This is a genomic window from Caulobacter sp. (assembly GCF_965279145.1).
GTDB lineage: Bacteria > Pseudomonadota > Alphaproteobacteria > Caulobacterales > Caulobacteraceae > Caulobacter.
The window spans coordinates 2,970,339-2,991,070 of sequence record NZ_OZ257139.1 but is presented as its reverse complement, the minus strand read 5'-3'; the positions used below and the strand labels follow the sequence as shown (position 1 = coordinate 2,991,070).

Below are 20,732 nucleotides of genomic sequence, written 5' to 3'. Positions count from 1 at the left end.
CCCTTACGCCGCGTTCTTTTGTTCGAGCTGGCTGACCAGTCGCTCTTTCCAGACCCGCGGCGCGCCGGCCACGAGGCTGAGCTGGCGCGAGCGCCGGTAATAGAGGTGACAGTCGACATCCCAGGTGAAGCCCATGCCGCCATGGACCTGGATGCTTTCCTTGCTGGCGAACCAGTAGGCGTCGGACGCCGCGATGCGGGCGGCCGAGGCGGCGATCGGCAGCTCCGGCGCGTCCACGTTCAGGGCCCAGGCGCCGTAATAGGCGTTGGAGCGGGCGACCTCGTTCTTGACGTACATGTCGGCCAGCTTGTGCTTGATGGCCTGATAGCCGGCGATGACGCGGCCGAAGGCATAGCGGCCCAGGGCGTATTCCTTGGCCATCTCAAGGCACTTGTCGGAACCGCCCAGCTGTTCGAAGGCGAGCAGCACCGCGGCGCGGTCCATGATCGCCTGCACCAAGTCCAGGCCCGCGCCCGCCTCGCCCACCCGCTCGGCGGTGACGCCGTCGAAGGTCAGCTTGGCCACGCCGCGCGTGGGGTCCAGGCTCTTCAGGGTTTCGCGCGCCACGCCCTTGGCCTTCAGGTCGACCAGGAACAGGCCGGGCTTGCCGCCCTCGCTGGCCAGAACCAGGGCCATATCGGCCACGTCGCCGTCGGTGACCGGGATCTTGACGCCCGTCAGCTTGCCGCCCTCGACCCGGCAGGCCAGGTTCGAAGCGTTGACCACGCCCGGACCTTCCGAGGTCGCCAGGCAACCGATCAGCTCGCCGGCGGCGATGCGCGGCAGGACGGCGGCCTTCTGGGCCTCGCTGCCCGCAAGCATGACGCCCTCGGCCAGGAAATAGACCGTCGAGGCGAACGGGATCGGCGCGACGGCGCGGCCCAGCTCCTCGGCGATAGCGCACAGCTCGACCCGGCCAAGGCCCAGGCCGTTGAACTCCTCGGGGATGCAGGCGCCCAGCCAGCCCTGCTCGGCTACAGCGGCCCACAGGTCCTGGTCGAACGAGCGGCTGGCGTCATCCAGGACGCCGCGCACGACAGCGGGGCCGCAGCGCCCATCGAGAAACTTGCGCGCCTCGTCCTTCAGGAACTTCTGGTCGTCGGAAAAGTCGAAATCCACAGGTCGCCTCCCTGGGCCGCGCTCTGTGACGGCGCGCCTCATGGATCACCCTGACCGACCTTGCGCTCCAGGGAAAGATTGACCCGGCGTCAAGGATTTCAGGTTCTTATGGGCCTCGTTAAGTTCACGTCGCGTCCACGGGGCCATGGCCAAGACTGTCTATCAACGCAACCAGAAGGTTTGGGTCGAAAGCGTCGGCGCCTGGGCGACGATCGAGCGAATCGTGCCGATCTGGGCCAAGGGCTTCGATGAGCCCGTGCGCGTCACCTATGACGTCGGCCTGGGCCGCGAATTCCTGGCCCATGAGCTCAAGCCCGAGGACAAGGTCGACGCCGTGGGCGCGGGCATGGTGGCCAACTGGCGGGTGCTGCGGGCCCGCAACAAATGGCAGCAGGAAAGCGACTGCGCGCACCACCCCCTCCCTGGCACCTATCCCGTGGTGGTCACCGATCCCAATGACTGGGGCGGCTGGCGCACCCCCGGCGCGGAATATGATCGCGACCCGCGCAAGATTGAGTACCAGGCCAGACTGATCTCCAGCGCCCCGCGCCTGTACGCCCTCGCCCGTCAGATCCTGGAACTGGTCGCCGACCACCCGGAAGACGCACCGCCCGCCCTGACCGCCCTGGCGCAGCAGGCCTCGGCCATAGAGCGCTTCCTGCAGGAGGTCCCGGCCGCCGCCGACACCGCGACCTCGACCCAGGTTTCGGACTAGCTTTCCTGCGGTTCGGCCGCCACGATCGGATCCGGTTGAGCGCGGAAGTTGCCGCGCTTCCAGGCCCAGTACAGCACCACGATCGCCACGCCCGTGCCGACGACCATGGCGGGCAGCGACGCCTCCGGCCCGAAGGCGCCGCCGCTGAGAAATTCTGGCGCGCCCGGCTTGGGATGGCTGACAAACAGACTTTCCTTGACGGCGATGCCCGAGACAGCCGCGCCCCAGACCCATCCCTGGGTGAAATTCCAGGCCGCGTGGACGCCGATCGACACCCACAGCCGCCCGGTCAGCAGATAGAACGCCGCCAGCATCAGGCCGGCCTCGACAGCGATGGCCGTCGCCGCGACGACCGTGGCGTTGGGGTTGGACAGGTGCAGCGCCCCGAACAGGGCGGCCGACAGGACCAGGGCCGGCCAGACGCCAAAGGCCCGCATCAGGAGGCGCAGGATGATCGCCCGGGTTATCAGCTCTTCCATCACGCCGGATTCCACCGCCATGCCGATCGTGCCCCACGGCGACGAGGCCCGGGGACCGCTGATGTCGTACACGCCCAACAGGTAGAGCCCGGCGACCACCGCCGTCAGCATCACCGCGCCGATCGCCAGGCCGGTCAGCAGCTCGAGCGGAGCCTGCTTCAGAGCCAGTTCGCTCGGCCACCGACCCTCGGCCAGCCGCACGACGCCGGCGTACAGCGCCAACCCCGCGATGCAGACCGCGGTCACCTTGAGGACGCCCGGCAGGTCGCCGCCGCTCTTGAACATCGGCGTGGCGAAGACGCCGGCGCCCGCATAGACCAGCGTGAAGGCGACGAACATCAGGACCATCCAGGCGCTCGCGCGCAGCCAGCGCAGCGGTCCGGGATGCAGGAAACGCCGCGCGCCGACGTCGAGGCCTTGCGCCGACGTCGCGATGGATGATCCGGTCATGATCAGCAAATCCCCCCAAAGACAGCCCAGTCTGGGGCGGAACACGCATTGGCATCAAGCGCCGTAACGGTCCGGGTCAGGCCTTGGGCGGCCAGTCGCGCCCGGACCCGGGACGACGCCCTCGGCCATGGGCTGGGAAGTCGATCTCCGGTCGGACCGGACCCAGACTGATCTCGCCGCCACGGGGATCCAGCCGCCAGCACCGGCGCCCGACCCAGATCAGAACCTCCATGCCCTCGGCCGCGCCATCCCTGGCCCAGCCGCGAAGCACCGTCTCGAACGGCGCGCGCCGCCAAGCCATGGGCTGGGCGGGGTCCAGTTCGACATTGATGACCCTGCCGCCTTCGCCGGCGTGCAGGACAAATCCGCTGCGATCGGGCCGCCAGGCGTCGTCCAGCCGGACATCCAGAAGCCAGTCGCAGGCGAACTGCGCACAGCCTTGCGGGCGGCTTTCATAGACTTCACAGCCCTTGCCGCGCTTGTAGTAACGGCACCAGACGTGCGGAGCCTTCTCAAGCTCGCGCACGCCGATCAGCTTGCAGCACTGGCCGCATTCGCCGCATTCCCGCTCAGCCATGCCGTCCCCGCCCGCGTTCGTCGCAGGTTTAGTCCGCGGTCGGGGACATGCAAGCGGGTCTCTAGAAGCGGTAGCCGAGTCCGACGGACGCGACGACCGGGTCAAGGTTGACCTTGGACTTGAGCGTTCCGCCATTGATCTTGGCGTCGGTCTCGAACCAGACCTTCTTGACGTCGATATTGATGTTGTAGCGAGCGTTCAGAGGAATGTCGGCGCCGACCTGCAGGGCGTAGCCGAAGCCGTTGTCCAGTTTCACCTTGAAGCCGTTCAGATCCTTGTCGCTGTAGAACAGCATGTAGTTCAGGCCCGCGCCGACATAGGGGCTGAACTTGGCGGCCGGGAACGGATGGTACTGCACCGAAACGACCGGCGGCAGCACCCAGGTCTTGTGGACGACGACGTCCGTGCCCGGGCCGACGGCCTTGACCGTGTGCTGGGTGGTGCCGGCGATCACTTCGACGGCGACCTTGTCGGTCAGGAAATAGGTCAGGCCGATGGTCGGCTTGATGTCGTCATTAACGTCGGCCTTCAGGCCAGTGGCCGCGCCGGCGGCGGTAACGATGGAATTGCCAGCGTCGGGGGCCACGTCGGTAACGCGGACATTGAGAACCAGGTCACCCTTGGCCTTCGGCTTAACAGCCTCCTGAGCTTGGGCGGCGGAAACGGCCAGCAGGCTGGCGGCGCAGGTCAGGGCGAGGCGGGTAGCGATGGTCATTTTTATCCCCTTCTTTCGAATGGACGCTGCATTGGGGGCGCCCGAGAGGGGGTTTGCGCCCAGTCGGGCGCGCATTCTTTGATCCGGAACAAGTCCACACTGAATTTGTGGCCTTTGGCCAAGGCCTTATTACTTAAGGGCTCTCGCCGGGGGGGCGCGGGCCGACTACATTGCCGACATGCGCACAGAAACGCCCCAGGCCGTCCGCCTCTCGGACTATCGCCCCTTCCCGTTCGCCATCGAGACCACCGACCTGGTCTTTGACCTGCATCCCGAGGCCACCCGGGTGCGCGCCACGCTGAGAATCCGGCGCACCGGCGACGCTGGCGAGCCTCTGGTCCTGAACGGCGAGCGCCTGAAGCTGATCTCGGCGGCGATCGACGGCCAGACGCTGAGCGCCAATGAATATGGTCTCGACGAGGAGGGCCTGACCCTGCACGCCGTGCCTGACGCCTTCGTCCTGACCACCGAAGTCGAGATCAATCCGGCCGCCAACAAGGCGCTGATGGGTCTCTACATGTCGGGCGGCCGGTTCTGCACCCAGTGCGAGGCCGAGGGCTTCCGAACCATCACCTTCTTCCCCGACCGCCCGGACGTGCTCAGCCGTTACACCGCGCGGATCGAGGCCGATCGCGGCTTCCCGCACCTGCTGAGCAACGGCAATCTGGTGGCCAGCGGCGCGCTGGAGGGAAACCGCCACTTCGCCGAGTGGAAGGACCCCTTCCCCAAGCCCGCCTATCTGTTCGCCCTGGTGGCCGGCGACCTGGATGTGCTGACCGACCGCTTCGTCACGATGAGCGGACGCACCGTCGACCTGCGAATCTTCGTTGACCCTGGCCAGGCCTCACGCGCCGCCTACGCCCTGGACGCGCTGAAGCGTTCGATGAAGTGGGACGAAGAGGCGTTCGGGCGCGAATACGACCTGGACCTGTTCATGATCGTGGCCGTTCGCGACTTCAATTTCGGGGCGATGGAGAACAAGGGGCTGAACATCTTCAACAGCTCCCTGCTGCTGGCCGATCCCGAGACCGCGACCGACCTGGATTACGAGCGCATCGAGGCGGTCGTGGCCCACGAATATTTCCACAACTGGACCGGCAACCGCATCACTTGCCGCGACTGGTTCCAGCTGTGCCTGAAGGAAGGCTTCACGGTCTTCCGCGACCAGAGCTTCAGCGCCGATCAGCGCGGCGCGGCCGTGCAGCGGATCAAGGACGTGCGAGCCCTGCGCGCCCGTCAGTTCGCCGAGGACGCCGGACCGCTGGCCCACCCGGTGCGACCGTCCAGCTACATGAAGATCGACAACTTCTACACCGCGACCATCTACGAGAAGGGCGCGGAGATCATCCGCATGCTCAAGACCCTGCTGGGCGCGGAAGCGTTCCGCAGGGGCGCGGACCTTTATTTCGAGCGCCACGACGGTCAGGCGACCACGGTCGAGGCCTTCATCGCCTGCTTCGCCGAAGCCTCGGGCCAGGACCTGACCGACTTCTTCGCCTGGTACGAGCAGGCCGGCACGCCGACGGTGGCGCTGACCAGCCGGCACGACGCGGCGACGGGCACGCTTGAGATCACCCTCACCCAAACCACCGCGCCGACGCCGGGCCAGCCGACCAAGCGCGCCCTGCCCATTCCCGTGACCATCGGCCTGCTGGACCATGACGGCGGCGTGCTGCGCGACAGCGAGATCGTGGTGCTGGACGGTCCCACCAAGACGGTGCGCTGGGACGGCGTGCCGGCGGCCCCGGTGATCTCGGCCCTGCGTGGCTTCTCTGCGCCGGTCAACCTGACCACCGACGCCCGCCCGGTCGAGCGCTACGCCCTGTTCGCCGGCGACCCGGACCTGTTCAACCGCTGGGAAGCCGGCCAGAGCCTGGCCCGCGACCTTATCCTGGCCCGCACCGCCGGGACGCCAGACGAGGTCGGCGAGGAGCGCTATGCCGACGCTCTGGGCCAGGCTCTGCTGGATGAAGCGTCCGAGCCGGCCTTCAAGGCCTTGCTGATGGCGCTGCCCAGCGAGGCCGATCTGGCCCTGGCGCTGGATCTGGCCGACCCGATCGCGATCCACCACGCCCGCGACGCCCTTCGCGGTCGCATCGCCGTGCATCTTGGCGATCTGCTGCGCCGCCTGCATGGCGAAATGCAGAGCGCGGGCGAGTTCTCGGCCGCCGCCTCGGCCGCAGGGCGCCGCGCCCTGCGAAACGCCTGCGCCGACATCCTCGCCGCCGATCCTCATGCCGAGAATGTCGGTCGCCTGATGGGCCACTTCGAAGCCGCCACCAACATGACCGACGCCATGGGCGGTCTGTTCCCCATGGTCCAGCTGGGCGGCATGGCGCGCGAGAAGGCTCTGGCGGCCTTCCACGCCAAGTGGCGCGACGAGCCGCTGGTGCTGGACAAGTGGTTCTCGGTGCAGGGGCGCGACCCGGCCGAGGACGCGCTGGAGCGGGTCATCGCCCTGACGAGGCACCCCGATTTCGACAAGACCAACCCCAACCGCCTGCGGGCCCTGGTCTCGACCTTCGCCAACTTCAATCCCGCCCGTTTCCATGACGTCAGCGGCGCGGGCTACCGGTTCCTGACCGAGCAGATCCTGATGGTCGACGCCTATAATCCGATGACGGCGGCGCGGCTGGTCGAGCCTCTCGGCGGCTGGCGGCGCTATGCCCCGGCCCTCGCCGACCAGATGAAGGCGGCGCTGCGCGAGATCGTGGCGCACCCCGGCCTGTCGAAGAACGTGCTGGAACTGGCGACCAAGGCGCTCGATTGACGCGATTGCCTGTGAGCCGATTGCGACCAATGGGCTCATACCCCGCCAATTTGGCGGATGAGCCGTGACGCGGCCGTCGGCGGTGCGCTAGATTCCAGTGCTGGCGAAGTGACTCGCCATGGAGTCCACGGGGAGCCGCGCGTTTGCGAGTTGGGGTTGCGAGACCCGGAAGGCTGGCGGGAGCCGGACCTTCCGTGGCGGGCGCCGTGCGGTCGATGACCGCGCGCTCGCCTTCGCAGGCCTATATCCGCATCGCCATCCTGGCCGCCCTGCTGCTGCTGGCCGTCTATACGGCGTTCGGCGTCAAGCGCCTGCAGCGCGAAGCCCAGACTCCTCCGGGCGGCGCGTCCCTGGCCGCCGAAGCCAGTCTGGTGGCCGGTCGCATCGAAGCCAATCTGGCCGCCCAGCGCGCCGGCCTCTCGGCCGCCGCCGACCTTCTCCAGCGTGATCCCGCCGCCGCCATGGACGCCGCCGAGATCGCCCTGCGCGCCAGTGGCGGCGAGGCCATGGCCGTGGCCGTGGTCAGCGCCGCAGGCGTTCAGGCCGTCGCCGGGCGCGACGAATCCGCCAACTGGAAGGCCGCCGCCGCAGCCGCCGCCGCCTCGGGCCGCTCGACCTGGATCGGCGCTGCGGGCGACACCGGCCGGCTATATGTCGCCACGACAGCGCCGGCCTCAACCGGGCGCGGCTTTGTCATCGCCAGCGGCGACCCGACCCGCCTGGTCAAGGATCCGGGCAAGGACGGCGCACGCTCCATCGCCCTCGCCGACGGCCGTCTGCTGGCCAGCCAGGGTCGCGCGGCCCTGGGCGCGACCAGCTTCAGGGAAGCCTTCGCCCTGTCGATGGACGATGTCGGCGGCGAGGCCGCAGCGCGGCGAGGCCAGGCGACCAACGGCGCGGTCCTGGACGTCGCCGCCCAGCCGCTGGCCGAAGGCGCGCTGCTGGCCGTGGCGGCCGCGCCCTCGCACACCGTGGCCAATATGGACCGTCAGGTCATGGCCGGCGCCTTCAACCTGCTGGCGCCGCTGGGCGTCGGCATCGCCCTGGCTCTGCTGCTGATGATGCAGAGCCGCAAGGTCGAGGCCGCCCACAAGGAATTCGTCGACAGCGAACAGCGCTTCCGTCTCGCCGTCGAGGCCGCCCGTTGCGGGATCTGGGAATGGGACCTGCGCGCCGACCAGGTGTTTCTGTCCGACGTGACGGGCGCGATGTTCGGATGGGGCGGCGGCGGCATAGTTTCGGGCCAGGAGATGCTGGACCGCATCTCCATCGATCATCGTGAGCGCGTTCGGCAGGCCCTGGCCAACGCGGCCATGTACGGCGCCTTCGATGTCTCGTTCCGGGTGCCGGCCACCCAGCAGGGCGCCCGCTCGATCTGGATCGACGCCCGAGGCCAGGGCTTCGGCAAGCCCGGTCAGGATGGCTATGTCCGCATCATCGGCGTGGCCCTGGACGTGACCGAGGAGCGCCTCGCCCAAGCCCGCGCCCAGGCCGCCGAAAACCGCCTGCGCGACGCCATCGAAAGCGTCTCCGAAGCCTTCGTCCTGTGGGATCGCCAGGGCCGGCTGCTGATGTGCAACCGCAACTATCGCAATGTCTTCTCGCTGGAACCCAAGCTGCTCAAGCCCGGCGCGGCGCGGGCGGAGGTCAATCGCTTCGCCGCCCTGGCCATCAAGCAGGATCACCCCGCTCCGGACGGCGCGCGGGGCGTGCGCGAGGCCGAGCTGAACGACGGCCGCTGGATCCAGATCAGCGAGCGCCGCACGGCCGAAGGCGGCCTGGTGATGACCGCCGCCGACATCACGGCCATCAAGAACCAGGAAGAAGCGCGCCGCCTCAACGAGGAGCAGCTTCAGAGCGCCGTCACCGGCCTGGAGCGCAGCCAGGAGCAGTTGGCGGAACTGGCCCGCAAGTACGAGACCGAGAAGGTCAAGGCCGAGGGCGCCAACAAGGCCAAGAGCGAGTTCCTGGCCAACATGTCCCACGAACTGCGGACGCCGCTGAACGCCATCAACGGCTTCTCCGAGATCATGATGAACGAGATGTTCGGCCCCCTCGGCGACCAGCGCTACAAGGGCTACAGCCTCGACATCCACAACAGCGGCCAACACCTGCTGGCCCTGATCAACGACATCCTCGACATGTCGAAGATCGAGGCCGGCAAGATGAACCTGAAGTTCGAGCCCATCAACATGGAGGATGTCGCCGAGGACGCCGTGCGTCTGGTGCGCAACCGCGCCGAGGCGGCGGGCCTGAAGCTGGCCATCGACTTCCCGCAACTGCCCGAGATCGAAGCCGACTACCGCGCGGTCAAGCAGGTGCTGCTGAACCTGCTGTCCAACGCCATCAAGTTCACGCCGCGCTCGGGCAGCATCACGATCCGCGCCGAGATCCGCCGCGATCCGCTGGGCGAGCGGATCCGGGTTTCGGTGACCGACACCGGCATCGGCATCGCCAAGGAAGACCTGGCCCGCCTGGCCCGGCCGTTCGAGCAGGTCGAGAGCCAGCTTTCCAAAACCACCCAGGGCACGGGCCTTGGCCTTGCCCTGACCAAGTCGTTGATCGAGATGCACGACGGGGCGCTGGAGATGACCAGCACACCGGGCGAAGGCACCACGGTCAGCTTCATGCTCCCGGTCCGCCAGAGCCAGATCAGCCAGGCCCGCGACTTCGCCGCCGCCTGAACCGCAGGAAATATTACTTTCCTTTCATAGACTTAAATCCACGTCATGAAGCACTCGTAACGGGATTCCGTCAGCGGTGGCCGTTAAACCCTCGATCAAGACAAGGCGCTGAGCGCCCAACACTTCGAGGGACAAGAAAATGAGCAAGTTGATCAATCGCCTGGCCGCCGTCGCCGCCCTGACCCTGGCCGCCACGCCGATCATCGGCCTGACCGCCGCCCACGCCGCCGAGCGCGCCCAGCCTGCCGTCCGAATCCAGATCGGCGATCTGCGCCTCTCGCATCCGGCCGACGCCGCCGAGTTCAACCGGCGGGCCGAGGCCGCCGCCGACCAGTTCTGCGCCGCGCGCACCCACTTCGAGCGCCTTGGCGAACTGTCGGCCCGCGCCTGTGTCATGGACTTCCACGACGCCGTGAACGCCGAATTGACCCGCGCACAGCACACCGAACTGAAGGCCGCTCGCCGCGCTCAGCCGACGACCTTCGCCGCCCGCTGACTAGCCCCGGCGCATCCACGCCGCGACCGCCCAGGCATGGGCGTCGTGGCGGAGCGCGACCACCGCGTCGCGCGGATCCAGCCACACCAGTTCGTGGTCATCCTCGACCTTGAGGACCGGGTTCGCGCCGATCATGCGCGCCACGTGGACACCACCGAAATTGCGCACCGGCTGGCCGTTGGACTTCAGGAAGAACTGCGAGACGGCGACGATCGGATGATCAACCTGAACAATCAGGCCGGTCTCCTCCCCGAACTCCCGCACCACGGCTTCCGGCTCGGTCTCGTCGCCATCGACCGCGCCGCCCGGCAGATCGAAATACGGCGGCTTGCCGGGCTTGCTGACGCGGACAAGCGCGATCTCGCCCACGGCGTTCTCGACGACGCCGAAGGCGGCCGGTCGGTCCAGATAGTCTAGCCCCGGCTCCGGCTGGCCGAACGCGAGCAAGCCGTCAGTCCTTGCCGTAGAGGTCGTTCCAGGGATCGGCCTTGCCGCTCTCGACGTCGGCCACACTGATCTCCGGACGATAGCCGATCTTGCCGTTGGCGCTTTCCCGCCAGGCGTCGGTCACCAGATCGCGCAGGGCCGCGGCCCCGGCCGCCAGCCGCGCCTGGGTGAAGGCCTTGCCCTTGGGATCGGTCTCGACCATGCCGCCGGCCTTCTGCAGCGCATACAGCGGCTCTGTCTGCTTCCAGGTGTCGGTCAGGTAGCCAACGACCCGCGTCTCCACCGAACAGGCGCAGTCGGCATAGGCCGGGATCAGCGCCTTGACCTGGGCCTCGTCCCCGACGGCCTTGGCCAGCGGGCCTTCGAAGTCGAAGTGGGTCGAGCGTGAGTTGGAATAGCCGTTGGGGTTGGGATAGTCGCCCCAGCCGTTGTAGTGCACCGACAGGTGCAGCGGCTGGCTGCCGTCGCCCACATAGTGCGCCCAGACGCCCAGGTCGCGGATCAGCAGGTCCTCGCGACGCTTCAGGTCGGCGGCGTAATAGGCCTTCTTCGTGGCGTCGGTGGTCTGCTTCTCGGCCGCGACCAGGATGCGCCAGTAGGTGAAGTCCTTCACCAGCTGCTGGTAGCCGTCGATGATGGCGTAGGGCAGATAGCCGGCCTTCCAGCTGTCGGTCCCGGCGGCGCGCAGGGCGGTCTCGTAGTCGGCGCGGGTGGGCGGCAGGGTCGCCACCGTGAAGGCCGGACCGCCGTACATCTTGCCCTGGTCGTCGATGTCCAGGAAGTGGGCCGAATCCCGGTCGGTATCGTGGATCTTGCCCGAGCCCTTCGAGCGGTCCGGCTCGCGGGCGTATTCGCCGATAGCGGCGATCGCCGTCGGCGTGCGCACGAAGGCCGGCAGGTCGGACGGCAGGCTCTGGGCGCCCAGCACCCCCACCAGCCGGTGACCCGACGCCCCCCAGGCCAGGGCCGAGTTGGCCGGCGCGGCGAGGCTCGCGGCAAGGACGAGGACTTTCAGGCTGGGCGACAGACGCGACATGGAAGCTCCACGAACTATTGGATATCGAGCGCCGCTTCGACCCGGCCGACCCAAGCCTTGACGGCCGGATAGCGCGACAGGTCGAAACCGCCCTCGTGAGCGACCCGGGTGTAAGCCACCAGCGCGATATCCGCCAGAGTGAGCCGTTCGCCGACCAGATAGGGCGAGGTAGCCAGCTGAGCTTCCAGGCGGGCCAGGGCCGCGGCGCCGCGCTCGACCAGCTTTGCGTCTAGCGAGTCCGCGGGCTTGCCCAGATAGGCCACCTGGAAGCGGGCCACGGCCACATAGGGTTCGTGGCTGTATTGCTCCCAGAACAGCCATTCGAACATCCTGGCGCGATCATAGGCGTCAGTCGGGATCAGCGCCGACCCTTCGGCCAGATGCAGCATGATGGCGTTGGACTGAGCCAGGGCGCGGCCATCGTCGAGGATCACCGCCGGGACCTGCCCCGCCGGGTTCATCGCCAGGAATTCCGGGGTCCGCGACTCCGATTTCAGGATGTCGACCTCGATCCATTCGAACGGCAGATGCAGGTGCTGGGCTGTCCACTTCACCTTCAGGCAGTTGCCCGATTTCGTGTCACCGAAGATCCGCAGAACCATCGCTCGCCTCCAAAGGGTTGTCACGGCGCCGTGATCGGACTATCCAGTGCCCGCCCGACAGATACGCCGATAAGAGGATTCCCTCGATGCGTCGCACGCTCGCCGGAATTATGGCCACCTTGGCCATGTTCGCCGCACTTCCCGCTTTCGCCGCCGACTCGGACTCCGCCGGTCAACTTGACCCGCTGGGTGACCTGATCATGGGCGCCCTGACAGGCTCCATGCCCGGCTCGCTGGAATGGAAGATGCGGGCCACCCTCTATCATGCCGGGGCCAAGGGCATTCGCGGCCTCGACTCGCTGGGTTGCCGCGTGGCCGCCATGCGCACGGTGGCTGTGGACCCCAAGGTGATCCCCCGTCGCACCGTGCTGTTCATCAAGGAAACGGTCGGCCTGCCGATGCCCGATGGCGGCACCCATGACGGCTACTGGTACGCTTCCGACATCGGCGGGGCGATCAAGGGCCTGAAGCTGGACCTGTTCAGCGGCACGGGCGCCTCGTCGATGAAGGCGCTGTCGGGAGTCGACCTTTCAGCCCTGTCGGTCAGCAAGGTCGGCGAGTTCAAGGGCTGCCCGCCGCAATAGCGGGCGCGCCAAAGCCTTGCGCTTGGCCAAGCTTCTCTTAAACCTGAGACCCGATCGAGCCTGAAGGCTCTGGAGGTCTCATGCGTCATTCCAGCCTGCTGGCTCTGTTGTCGGTCCTTGTGCTCGCCGGATCGCCCGCCCACGCGGCCGACGACCTGTCCCGCCTGAAGGCCCGCGCCGCCCGGGTGGAGATCGTCCGCGACGACTGGGGCATCGCCCATATCCACGGCAAGACCGACGCCGACGCGGTGTTCGGCATGGCCTATACGCAGGCCGAGGACGACTTCAACCGCGTCGAGACCAACTACATCACCGCGCTGGGCCGGGCGGCCGAGGCCGATGGCGAGAAGGCGATCTGGAGCGACCTGCGCCAGAAGCTGTTCATCGCCCCCGTCGTCCTGAAGACCGACTACGCCAAGAGCCCCGCCTGGTTGAAGGCCCTGATGAACGGCTGGGCAGACGGCCTGAACTTCTACCTCGCCACCCATCCAACGGTGAAGCCGCGCACGATCACCCGGTTCGAGCCCTGGATGGCGCTCAGCTTCTCGGAAGGCAGTATCGGCGGCGATATCGAGCGGGTGTCTCTGACCCAGCTTGAGAACTTCTACGGCAAGCGCCAGCTGGCCATGACCACCGACGAGAAGGGCCTCACGTTCCGCGAGCCCACCGGCTCGAACGGCTTCGCCATCGCGCCCTCCAACACCCTGGCCGGCAATGCGCTGCTTCTGATCAACCCGCACACCTCGTTCTTCTTCCGCTCCGAGATGCAGGTGGCCAGCGACGAGGGCCTCAACGCCTATGGCGCGACCACCTGGGGCCAGTTCTTCATCTACCAGGGCTTCAACGCCAAGGCCGGCTGGATGCACACCTCCAGCGGCGTCGACGTGGTCGACGAATTCGCCGAAACGGTTCTCGAGAAGGACGGCAAGCGCTTCTACCAGTACGGCAAGGCCCTGCGGCCGGTGACCAGCGACGTGATCGTCGTGCCCTACAAGGCGGCCGACGGCACGATGGCGGAGCGGCGCTTCACGGTCTTCCGCACCCATCACGGCCCGATCGTCCGCGAGGCCGATGGCAAGTGGATCAGCATCGCCCTGATGAACAAGCCGGTGGCGGCGCTGGAGCAGTCGTTCCTGCGCACCAAGGCGACCGACTACGCATCGTTCATGAAGGTGGCCGAGCTCAAGGCCAACTCGTCCAACAACACCATCTTCGCCGACAGCAAGGGTCAGATCGCCTATCTGCACCCGCAGTTCATTCCGCGCCGCGACGACCGCTTCGACTACACTCAGCCGGTGGACGGCGCCGATCCGGCCACCGACTGGAAGGGCCTGCACGCCCTGAACGAAGCGCCAGCCCTGCTGAACCCAAAGAACGGCTGGATCTTCAACACCAATGACTGGCCCTATTCGGCGGCGGGTCCCTACAGCCCCAAGAAGGCGGACTTCCCGAAATACATGGATACGTTCGGCGAGAACCCGCGCGGCGTCCACGCGACCCGGGTGCTGACGGACCGCAAGGACTTCACCCTGCCCGGCCTGATCGGCGCGGCCTATGACCCCTACCTGACCGCCTTCGCGCGTCTGCTCCCGACGCTGACGGCGGCCTATGACGCGGCGCCGTCCGGTGATCCTCTGAAAGCCAAGCTGGCCGAGCAGATCGCCCTGCTGAAAGGCTGGGACTTCAAGTGGTCCGCCAAGTCGGAGGCGACATCGCTGGCGGTGTTCTGGGGCGAGGCCCTGTGGACCACCGCCGCGCCCGCCGCCAAGGCCAAGGGCGTCAATGTCTACGACTACATGGCCGACCAGGCGACGCCGGCCGAGAAGCTGAACGCCTTGGCCCAGGCCTCCGATCGCCTGGCGACCGACTTCGGCAGCTGGCGCACGCCCTGGGGCGAGATCAACCGCTTCCAGCGCCTGACGGGCGACATCGTCCAGCCGTTCAACGACGCCGGCCCCAGCATCCCGGTGCCCTTCGCCTCGGCCCAGTGGGGCTCGCTGGCCTCGTTCGGCGCCAAGCGCTGGCCGGGGACCCGGAAATACTACGGCACGTCGGGCAATAGCTTCGTCGCCGTGGTCGAGTTCGGCGCCAAGGTCCGCGCGCGGGCTGTTTCAGCCGGCGGCGAAAGCGGTGATCCGGGCTCAAAGCACTTCAACGACCAGGCCGAGCGGTATGCTCAAGGGAACCTGCGGGACGTCTACTTCTATCCCGAGGACCTGAAGGGGCACATCGCGCGGACCTATCGGCCGGGGCAGTAGATTCAGATCCTCCCCCTGAAGGGGGAGGTGGCGCGAAGCGCCGGAGGGGGAAGTCGTCGGGCATTCATGGCAGCCCCTCTCCGTCGGCTGCGCCGACACCTCTCCCACAGGGAGAGGATTGTCCCCTAAATATCCCCGCCCACGTTCGGCGCGGCGCCCGGCGCGCGCGCCACGTGGATGCCGCACTCGGTCTTGTCCTGCCCGGCCCAGCGGCCGGCGCGGACGTCCTCGCCCTCTTCGGCCGGCTTGGTGCACGGCCAGCAGCCGACCGACGGGAAGCCTTGGGCGACCAGGGGGTGGGCCGGCAGGCTGTATTCGGCGATATAGGCGTCCAGTTCGGCCTTCGACCAGTTGGCCAGCGGGTTGAACTTGATCTTGCCCTCGGCCTCCTCGACCACCGCCAGGCGCAGGCGATCGCCGCCGTGGAAGCGCTTGCGGCCGGTGATCCAGGCCTCGAAGCCACCCAGGGCGCGATCCAGCGGCAGCACCTTGCGGATATGGCAGCAGCCGTCGATGTCGGTGCGCCACAGGTCAGACTTGGGATCCTGGACCGCCAGGTCGGCGAAGGCCGGTCGAAGGTCACGCACGTCTGTCAGGCCCAGCTGGGCCGACAAGGACTTGCGGTAGTCCAGCGTCTGGCCAAACAGCATGCCGGTGTCGAGGAACAGTACCGGGATCTGGGGGGCGACCCGCGAGGCCAGGTGCAGCAGCACGGCCGATTCCGCCCCGAAGGACGAGACCAGGGCCAGCTTGTCGCCAAAGGTCTCATAGGCCTTGCGCAGGATGGTCAGCGGATGGGCGTCGCGCAGTTCGGCGTCCAGTCGGGCCGCCAGGCTGCCCGAACCAGACAGGGGCGCCGCGCCCGTCTGGTCGTATGCCATCACGCAATCCTCTCTTCGAACGCGACCTGCCGATCATCGGCGGCCCGCTGATAGACGTGGCGGAAGCGGCTGGCGGCCTTGGTCCAGACCTCCGGCGTCGCGCCGTCGACGGGCTCGAAGGCGTCCATGCCGCAGCGGACCATGAAGCCGGCCTGCTCCTGCAGCACGTCGCCGACCGCCCTCACCTCGCCGGTATAGTTCAGCCGCTCGCGCAGCAGGCGGGCCGAGGTATAGGCGCGGCCGTCGCGGAACTTCGGGAAGGCCACGGCCACCACCGCCAAGCGCGGCAGGTCATAGGCCAAAGCCTCGACCTCTTCGTTGGACTCGATGCGCACCCCGACCTTGCGGCTGTTGGACGACAGCAGGGCGTCGCCCTCGGCCTGGAAACGGGTCAGGGACAGGATCACGTCGCCGGTTTCGGGGATGGCGTCCTCGTCGGTGACGTTGACGAAGCTGTCGTCGGCGAAGGCGGCGACGCCGTTCGTGAGCTTAATCAGCCTGGGCATAGACAGCCTCCTTGAAGGGCTCGAGGCCGACGCGGCGATAGGTGTCGAGGAAGCGCTCCTCGCCGGTGCGGATACCCAGATAGGCCTCGACCAGGGTGTCGATGGCGCCGGCCACCCTGTCGGCCGGCAATGCCGGGCCGAGGATCTTGCCGATCGAGGCGTCTTCCGCGCCCGACCCGCCCAGCGACAGCTGGTAGAATTCCTCGCCCTTCTTATCGACGCCCAAAATGCCGATGTGGGCCACGTGGTGGTGACCGCAGGCGTTGATGCAGCCGCTGATCTTGATCTTCAGCTCGCCGACCTTCTCGGCGCGGTCCTCGTCGGCGAATTTCGCGGCGATGTCCTGGGCGACCCCGATGGCGCGGGCATTGGCCAGGGCGCAGTAATCCAGGCCCGGGCAGGCGATGATGTCGCTGGCTAGGTCGATATTGGCCGTCGCCAGACCTGCCGAGGCCAAGGCCGCGTGGACGGCCGGAACATCGTCCAGCTTCACATGCGGCAGGACCAGGTTCTGGGCGTGGGTCACCCGCACGTCGTTGAGGCCGTACTTTTCAGCCAGGTCGGCGATCAGATCCAGCTGGTCGGCCGTCGCATCCCCCGGCGTCTGGCCTTGCGCCTTCAGCGAGATCTCGACGATGGCGTAGCCGGGCTTCTTGTGCGGCTTGATGTTGTTGCGCGCGAAACGCTGCAGGGCCGGGCTGGCGGCGCGAGCGGCTTCGAACGCCGTCGATACGGCCGGCAGGATCTCGAACGGCGTCTGGGCGAAGGCGCCGCGGATGCGGGCCAGCTCGTGGTCGGGCAGGTCGGCGCGGGCGGCGTCGATCTTGGCCCATTCCTCTTCCACCTGACGGCCGAATTCCTCGGCGCCCAGGGCGGCGACCAGGATCTTGATGCGGGCCTTGTAGATGTTGTCGCGGCGACCGTGGCGGTTATAGACCCGCAACACGGCTTCCAGATAGCTGAGCAGCCGGCTGACCGGCAGGTGCTCCTTGATGGTCGGGCCGACATAGGGCGTGCGCCCCTGACCGCCGCCGACGATCACCTCGAAGCCCAGCGAGCCATCGCGCGCCCGGCGCAGCATCAGGCCGATATCGTGCACCTTGGCGGCCGTGCGGTCCTTCAGCGCGCCGGTGATGGCGATCTTGAACTTGCGCGGCAGGTAGCTGAACTCGGGGTGCAGGGTCGACCACTGGCGGATCACCTCGGCCCACACGCGCGGATCGTCGATCTCCTCGGCCGTGGCGCCGGCATAGGGGTCAGACGTGGTGTTGCGGATGCAGTTGCCGCTGGTCTGGATGGCGTGCAGGTCGACCTGGGCCAGGGCGTCGAGGATGTCGGGCGCGTCCTTCAGCTTCACCCAGTTGAACTGGATGTTCTGACGCGTGGTCATGTGCCCGTAGCCCTTGTCATAGGTGCGGGCGATCCAGGCCAGGCGACGCACCTGGGCGGCGTTCAGCGAGCCATACGGAATGGCCACCCGCAGCATGTAGGCGTGCAGTTGCAGATAGAGGCCGTTCATCAGCCGCAGAGGCTTGAACTGGTCCTCGGTCATTTCGCCGGCCAGACGGCGCTGCACCTGACCCCGGAACTCGTTGGAGCGGTCGATCAGGAATTCGCGGTCGATGATGTCGTACTGGTACATCGCTTACTTCCTGCGGATCAGGTCGACGCGGCCGGTCGAGCGCGCCGCGCCCGCCGCGTGGCGAAGGGCGTCGATAAATTCGCCGCCGTCGGCCTGCTTGCCGTGGGTGGGTTCGTTGGTGGGGCCAAGCGCCCGGATGCGCTCGCGATAGCTGACCGGCGCCCAATGACCCTCGGACGGCGTCAGATCGATCGGATAGACATCGACCACCACGGTGGGCTGGCCCTTGCCGGTGGCGACGGCGGCCTCGACGGCCTGATCGTCATTGTCGAACAGCTGGGCGTCGCCGAAGGCGTCGACCCACTGGCCGGACTTCCAGAACACGACCTCGCCATCGAGCAGGCGGTTGGCGGTGATGGCTTTCATTTAAAACTCCGTTCTTCCCGGCGAAGGCCGGGACCCAGATTCATCCGGAGAGAATCGTGGGTTTCACCTGGGCCCCGGCCTTCGCCGGGGAGAGCGGTGGAAATATCAGCCATGGCCATGGCCTCGCCGACCATCAGCAGCGCCGGTCCCTTAAGACCCTCGGCGGCGGACGCCAGCCCGGCCAACGTCGTCAGGATGCGGCGCTCGTCGGCGCGGCTGGCGTTCTCGACGATCAGGGCCGGGGTCGAGGCCGCGCGGCCGGCGTCGATCAGCCGACCGGCGATCAGGCCAGCGGTTGATACGCCCATATAGACGACGACTGTCTGGTTGGGCCGGGCCAGCGACGCCCAGTCCAGATCCGGCTCACCCATCACGCCTTCTTGGGGAGCGGCATGACCGGTGACGAAGGTCACGGCCTGGGCCGAGCCGCGATAGGTCAGGGGCGCGCCGGCCCCTGCCGAGGCGGCCAGGGCGGCGGTGACGCCGGGGACCACATGGCAGACGACACCCGCCTCGCGGCAGGCGGCCAGTTCCTCGCCGCCGCGCCCGAACAGGAACGGATCGCCGCCCTTCAGGCGCACGACGGTCAGGCCGTCGAGAGCGAGGGCGACCAGCAGCTGGTTGATGTCGTCCTGCGGCAGGGTGTGGCGCGACTTGCGCTTGGCCACGTTGATCCGCTGAGTGCTGGCGGGGGCCAGATCGAGGATCTCGTCAGAGACCAGCCCGTCATGCACGATGACGTCGGCGGCCTGCAGGGCCTTCAGCGCCTTGATCGTCAGCAGGTCCGGATCGCCGGGCCCCGCCCCGACCAGATGCACCACGCCCGGGGCGCGCGCGGCGTCGCCCCCGCCCAGAACGACGAGGCCAGACTTGCGGTTACGGACCGAGGGCCGGGACATTGGGTATCAGAACCTCTATCAACGCAGTCGGGATAAACCGATAAAATGCAAGACGGGGTCGTTCCGAAGAACGACCCCGCGCGCGCCAGCCGGTGAAAAGGGCCAATCCACCAGCGAGCCCTTGCAAACTGGTCGCGGGCGGTCCAATTCGCAAACAAGGACTTCTGCCGAGGCGTTCAGTAAAACTCATGGAAAGACAGAACGAGCGCCGTCGCTTGCCGCCGCTGAACGCCCTCCGCGCGTTCGAGGCCGCCGCCCGTCATCTGAACTTCAGCCGCGCCGCCGACGAGCTTTCAGTGACGCCCGGCGCCGTCAGCCAGCAGATCCAGAACCTGGAAGACTATGTCGGTGCGGCCCTGTTCAAGCGCACGCCCAAGGGCCTACTGCTGACCGACGCCGCCCAGACCGCCCTGCCCGCCCTGCGTGAGGCCTTCGACCGCCTGGCCGAGGCCGCGTCCCTGCTGACGGCCGCCGTCGACGGTCGCCGCCTGACCCTGACCGCCGCCCCGTCCTTCGCCGCCAAGTGGCTGGTGCCGCGTCTGGGCAAGTTCGAGCAGGCCCAGCCCCAGGTCGATGTCTGGCTGTCGGCCGGCATGGAAGTCGTCGATTTCGCGGCCGGCGAGGTCGACCTGGCGATTCGCTACGGCTCGGGCCGCTATCCGGGTCTCGAGGTCATCCGCCTGCTCAGCGAGACCGTGGTGCCGGTGGTCAGCCCCGCCCTGCTGGCCGAGAACCCGCTAGCGGCGCCCGAGGATCTCTCACACCACATCCTGCTGCACGATGGCTCGCCCGACGCCGACGACAGCTGCCCCGACTGGGCCATGTGGCTGGCGGCGCGCGGCCTGCGCAGCATCGACGGCTCGCGCGGCCCCCGCTTCAACCAGTCCAGCATGGTCATCGAAGCCGCCGCCAACGGCCGCGGCGTGGCGCTGGCAAAGCGCACCCTGGCCCAGGCCGATCTGGACGCCGGACGCCTGGTGATCCCCTTCGAGATGGCCACGGCGGTCGACTTTGCCTATTACGTCGTCCATCCCAAGGCCAAGGGACGACTGCCTCAGGTGAAGGCCTTCGTCGCCTGGCTCAAGGACGAGGCCGCCGCGCACGAGGCGGCTCTCCTCACGATGGACAACGGCGCGGGTATCTAGGGTTTCATGGTCAAGACGAATATCGAGGTCGGCGAACGGCTGGTTCCCGGCGACTGCCAGACCATGCTTGACGTGCGTCAGGGCGTCGACGCCCTGGATCGCGCCCTGGTGGCGCTGCTGACCGAGCGTCAGGGCTACATGGCCGCCGCCGCCCGCATCAAGGCCGACCGCTCCAAGGTCTTTGACCGCGCGCGGATCGAGGACGTGGTGACCAAGGTCAAGGCCGCCGCCCGCGAGTCGGGCCTGTCCGAGTCGATAGCAGAGCCGGTGTGGCGCACCCTGATCGACCGCTGCATCGCCTATGAGTACGACAGCTGGGACAAGACCAAGGGCTGAAGCGGGAGCCCCCTTCCCCCTTGAT

General features: G+C 67.7%; 20 protein-coding genes. 8 read left to right on the top strand and 12 right to left on the bottom strand.

Going from position 1 to position 20,732, the window contains the following annotated elements; translation table 11 throughout:
• Positions 1 to 3: 3 nt before the first annotated feature.
• Positions 4 to 1,119, bottom strand: a complete 1,116-nt coding sequence (locus tag ACQY9P_RS13895; RefSeq protein WP_421738692.1) for an acyl-CoA dehydrogenase family protein — start codon at positions 1,117 to 1,119, stop codon at positions 4 to 6.
• Positions 1,120 to 1,264: 145 nt separating this feature from the next.
• Between ACQY9P_RS13895 and ACQY9P_RS13890 the strand changes: the two genes are divergently transcribed.
• Entirely contained in the window at positions 1,265 to 1,834 is a 570-nt protein-coding gene (locus ACQY9P_RS13890; RefSeq protein WP_421738693.1) for a hypothetical protein, read from the top strand.
• On the opposite strand, the gene ACQY9P_RS13885 is transcribed toward ACQY9P_RS13890, so the two are convergent.
• The 3 genes from ACQY9P_RS13885 to ACQY9P_RS13875 form a co-directional block, all read right to left on the bottom strand.
• Complete coding sequence (locus ACQY9P_RS13885) at positions 1,831 to 2,763, bottom strand: CPBP family intramembrane glutamic endopeptidase (RefSeq protein WP_421738694.1); 933 nt, start codon at positions 2,761 to 2,763, stop codon at positions 1,831 to 1,833. The genes ACQY9P_RS13890 and ACQY9P_RS13885 overlap by 4 nt on opposite strands.
• A gap of 76 nt (positions 2,764 to 2,839) precedes the next feature.
• Positions 2,840 to 3,340 (bottom strand): YkgJ family cysteine cluster protein, encoded by a 501-nt coding sequence (locus ACQY9P_RS13880; RefSeq protein ID WP_421738695.1) that lies wholly within the window; start codon positions 3,338 to 3,340, stop codon positions 2,840 to 2,842.
• A 61-nt stretch (positions 3,341 to 3,401) separates the two neighbouring features.
• Positions 3,402 to 4,055, bottom strand: coding sequence for an OmpW/AlkL family protein (locus tag ACQY9P_RS13875; RefSeq protein WP_421738696.1), 654 nt, complete (start codon positions 4,053 to 4,055; stop codon positions 3,402 to 3,404).
• Between the two features lie 178 nt (positions 4,056 to 4,233).
• On the opposite strand from ACQY9P_RS13875, the gene pepN reads away from it, so the two are divergent.
• From pepN to ACQY9P_RS13860, 3 genes are all read left to right on the top strand, one after another.
• The gene (pepN, locus tag ACQY9P_RS13870; RefSeq protein ID WP_421738697.1) at positions 4,234 to 6,825 is read left to right on the top strand and encodes an aminopeptidase N; all 2,592 of its coding nucleotides are present in this window, start codon (positions 4,234 to 4,236) and stop codon (positions 6,823 to 6,825) included.
• 215 nt (positions 6,826 to 7,040) lie between these two features.
• Positions 7,041 to 9,509, top strand: a complete 2,469-nt coding sequence (locus ACQY9P_RS13865) for an ATP-binding protein (protein WP_421740094.1) — start codon at positions 7,041 to 7,043, stop codon at positions 9,507 to 9,509.
• A gap of 139 nt (positions 9,510 to 9,648) precedes the next feature.
• The gene (locus ACQY9P_RS13860; RefSeq protein ID WP_421738698.1) at positions 9,649 to 10,005 is read left to right on the top strand and encodes a UrcA family protein; all 357 of its coding nucleotides are present in this window, start codon (positions 9,649 to 9,651) and stop codon (positions 10,003 to 10,005) included.
• Here the strand turns inward: ACQY9P_RS13860 and ACQY9P_RS13855 are convergent, their stop codons facing one another.
• From ACQY9P_RS13855 to ACQY9P_RS13845, 3 genes are read right to left on the bottom strand one after another with little or no spacing between them, the layout of a single operon-like run.
• Complete coding sequence (locus ACQY9P_RS13855) at positions 10,006 to 10,452, bottom strand: NUDIX domain-containing protein (protein ID WP_421738699.1); 447 nt, start codon at positions 10,450 to 10,452, stop codon at positions 10,006 to 10,008.
• A 4-nt stretch (positions 10,453 to 10,456) separates the two neighbouring features.
• Complete coding sequence (locus ACQY9P_RS13850) at positions 10,457 to 11,488, bottom strand: S1/P1 Nuclease (protein WP_421738700.1); 1,032 nt, start codon at positions 11,486 to 11,488, stop codon at positions 10,457 to 10,459.
• A 14-nt stretch (positions 11,489 to 11,502) separates the two neighbouring features.
• Positions 11,503 to 12,090 carry a glutathione S-transferase family protein gene (locus ACQY9P_RS13845; RefSeq protein ID WP_421738701.1) on the bottom strand — a complete coding sequence of 196 codons (588 nt, stop codon included), beginning with the start codon at positions 12,088 to 12,090 and terminating at the stop codon, positions 11,503 to 11,505.
• 86 nt (positions 12,091 to 12,176) lie between these two features.
• Here ACQY9P_RS13845 and ACQY9P_RS13840 point away from each other — a divergent pair, with 86 nt between their 5' ends.
• On the top strand, positions 12,177 to 12,674 hold the full coding sequence (locus tag ACQY9P_RS13840) for a 3D domain-containing protein (protein ID WP_421738702.1): 498 nt from the start codon (positions 12,177 to 12,179) through the stop codon (positions 12,672 to 12,674).
• Between the two features lie 80 nt (positions 12,675 to 12,754).
• A complete protein-coding gene (locus ACQY9P_RS13835; RefSeq protein WP_421738703.1) occupies positions 12,755 to 14,932 on the top strand; it encodes a penicillin acylase family protein in 2,178 nt (725 codons plus the stop codon).
• Between the two features lie 125 nt (positions 14,933 to 15,057).
• Here ACQY9P_RS13835 and ACQY9P_RS13830 read toward each other — a convergent pair whose 3' ends face one another.
• From ACQY9P_RS13830 to cobA, 5 genes are read right to left on the bottom strand one after another with little or no spacing between them, the layout of a single operon-like run.
• On the bottom strand, positions 15,058 to 15,813 hold the full coding sequence (locus ACQY9P_RS13830) for a phosphoadenylyl-sulfate reductase (protein ID WP_421738704.1): 756 nt from the start codon (positions 15,811 to 15,813) through the stop codon (positions 15,058 to 15,060).
• Positions 15,813 to 16,319, bottom strand: a complete 507-nt coding sequence (locus ACQY9P_RS13825; RefSeq protein ID WP_421738705.1) for a DUF934 domain-containing protein — start codon at positions 16,317 to 16,319, stop codon at positions 15,813 to 15,815. Before ACQY9P_RS13825 ends, ACQY9P_RS13830 begins: the two co-directional genes overlap by 1 nt.
• Positions 16,303 to 17,961: a nitrite/sulfite reductase gene (locus ACQY9P_RS13820; protein WP_421738706.1), complete on the bottom strand. Its 1,659-nt coding sequence runs from the start codon at positions 17,959 to 17,961 to the stop codon at positions 16,303 to 16,305. The genes ACQY9P_RS13825 and ACQY9P_RS13820 overlap by 17 nt, the downstream gene beginning before the upstream one ends.
• A gap of 3 nt (positions 17,962 to 17,964) precedes the next feature.
• Positions 17,965 to 18,327, bottom strand: coding sequence for a DUF2849 domain-containing protein (locus ACQY9P_RS13815; protein WP_421738707.1), 363 nt, complete (start codon positions 18,325 to 18,327; stop codon positions 17,965 to 17,967).
• Positions 18,324 to 19,226, bottom strand: a complete 903-nt coding sequence (cobA, locus tag ACQY9P_RS13810) for a uroporphyrinogen-III C-methyltransferase (RefSeq protein WP_421738708.1) — start codon at positions 19,224 to 19,226, stop codon at positions 18,324 to 18,326. The genes ACQY9P_RS13815 and cobA overlap by 4 nt, the downstream gene beginning before the upstream one ends.
• A 188-nt stretch (positions 19,227 to 19,414) precedes the next feature.
• Here cobA and gcvA point away from each other — a divergent pair, with 188 nt between their 5' ends.
• Positions 19,415 to 20,371, top strand: a complete 957-nt coding sequence (gene gcvA, locus ACQY9P_RS13805) for a transcriptional regulator GcvA (protein WP_421738709.1) — start codon at positions 19,415 to 19,417, stop codon at positions 20,369 to 20,371.
• Between the two features lie 6 nt (positions 20,372 to 20,377).
• Complete coding sequence (locus ACQY9P_RS13800) at positions 20,378 to 20,707, top strand: chorismate mutase (protein WP_421738710.1); 330 nt, start codon at positions 20,378 to 20,380, stop codon at positions 20,705 to 20,707.
• Positions 20,708 to 20,732: the final 25 nt, after the last annotated feature.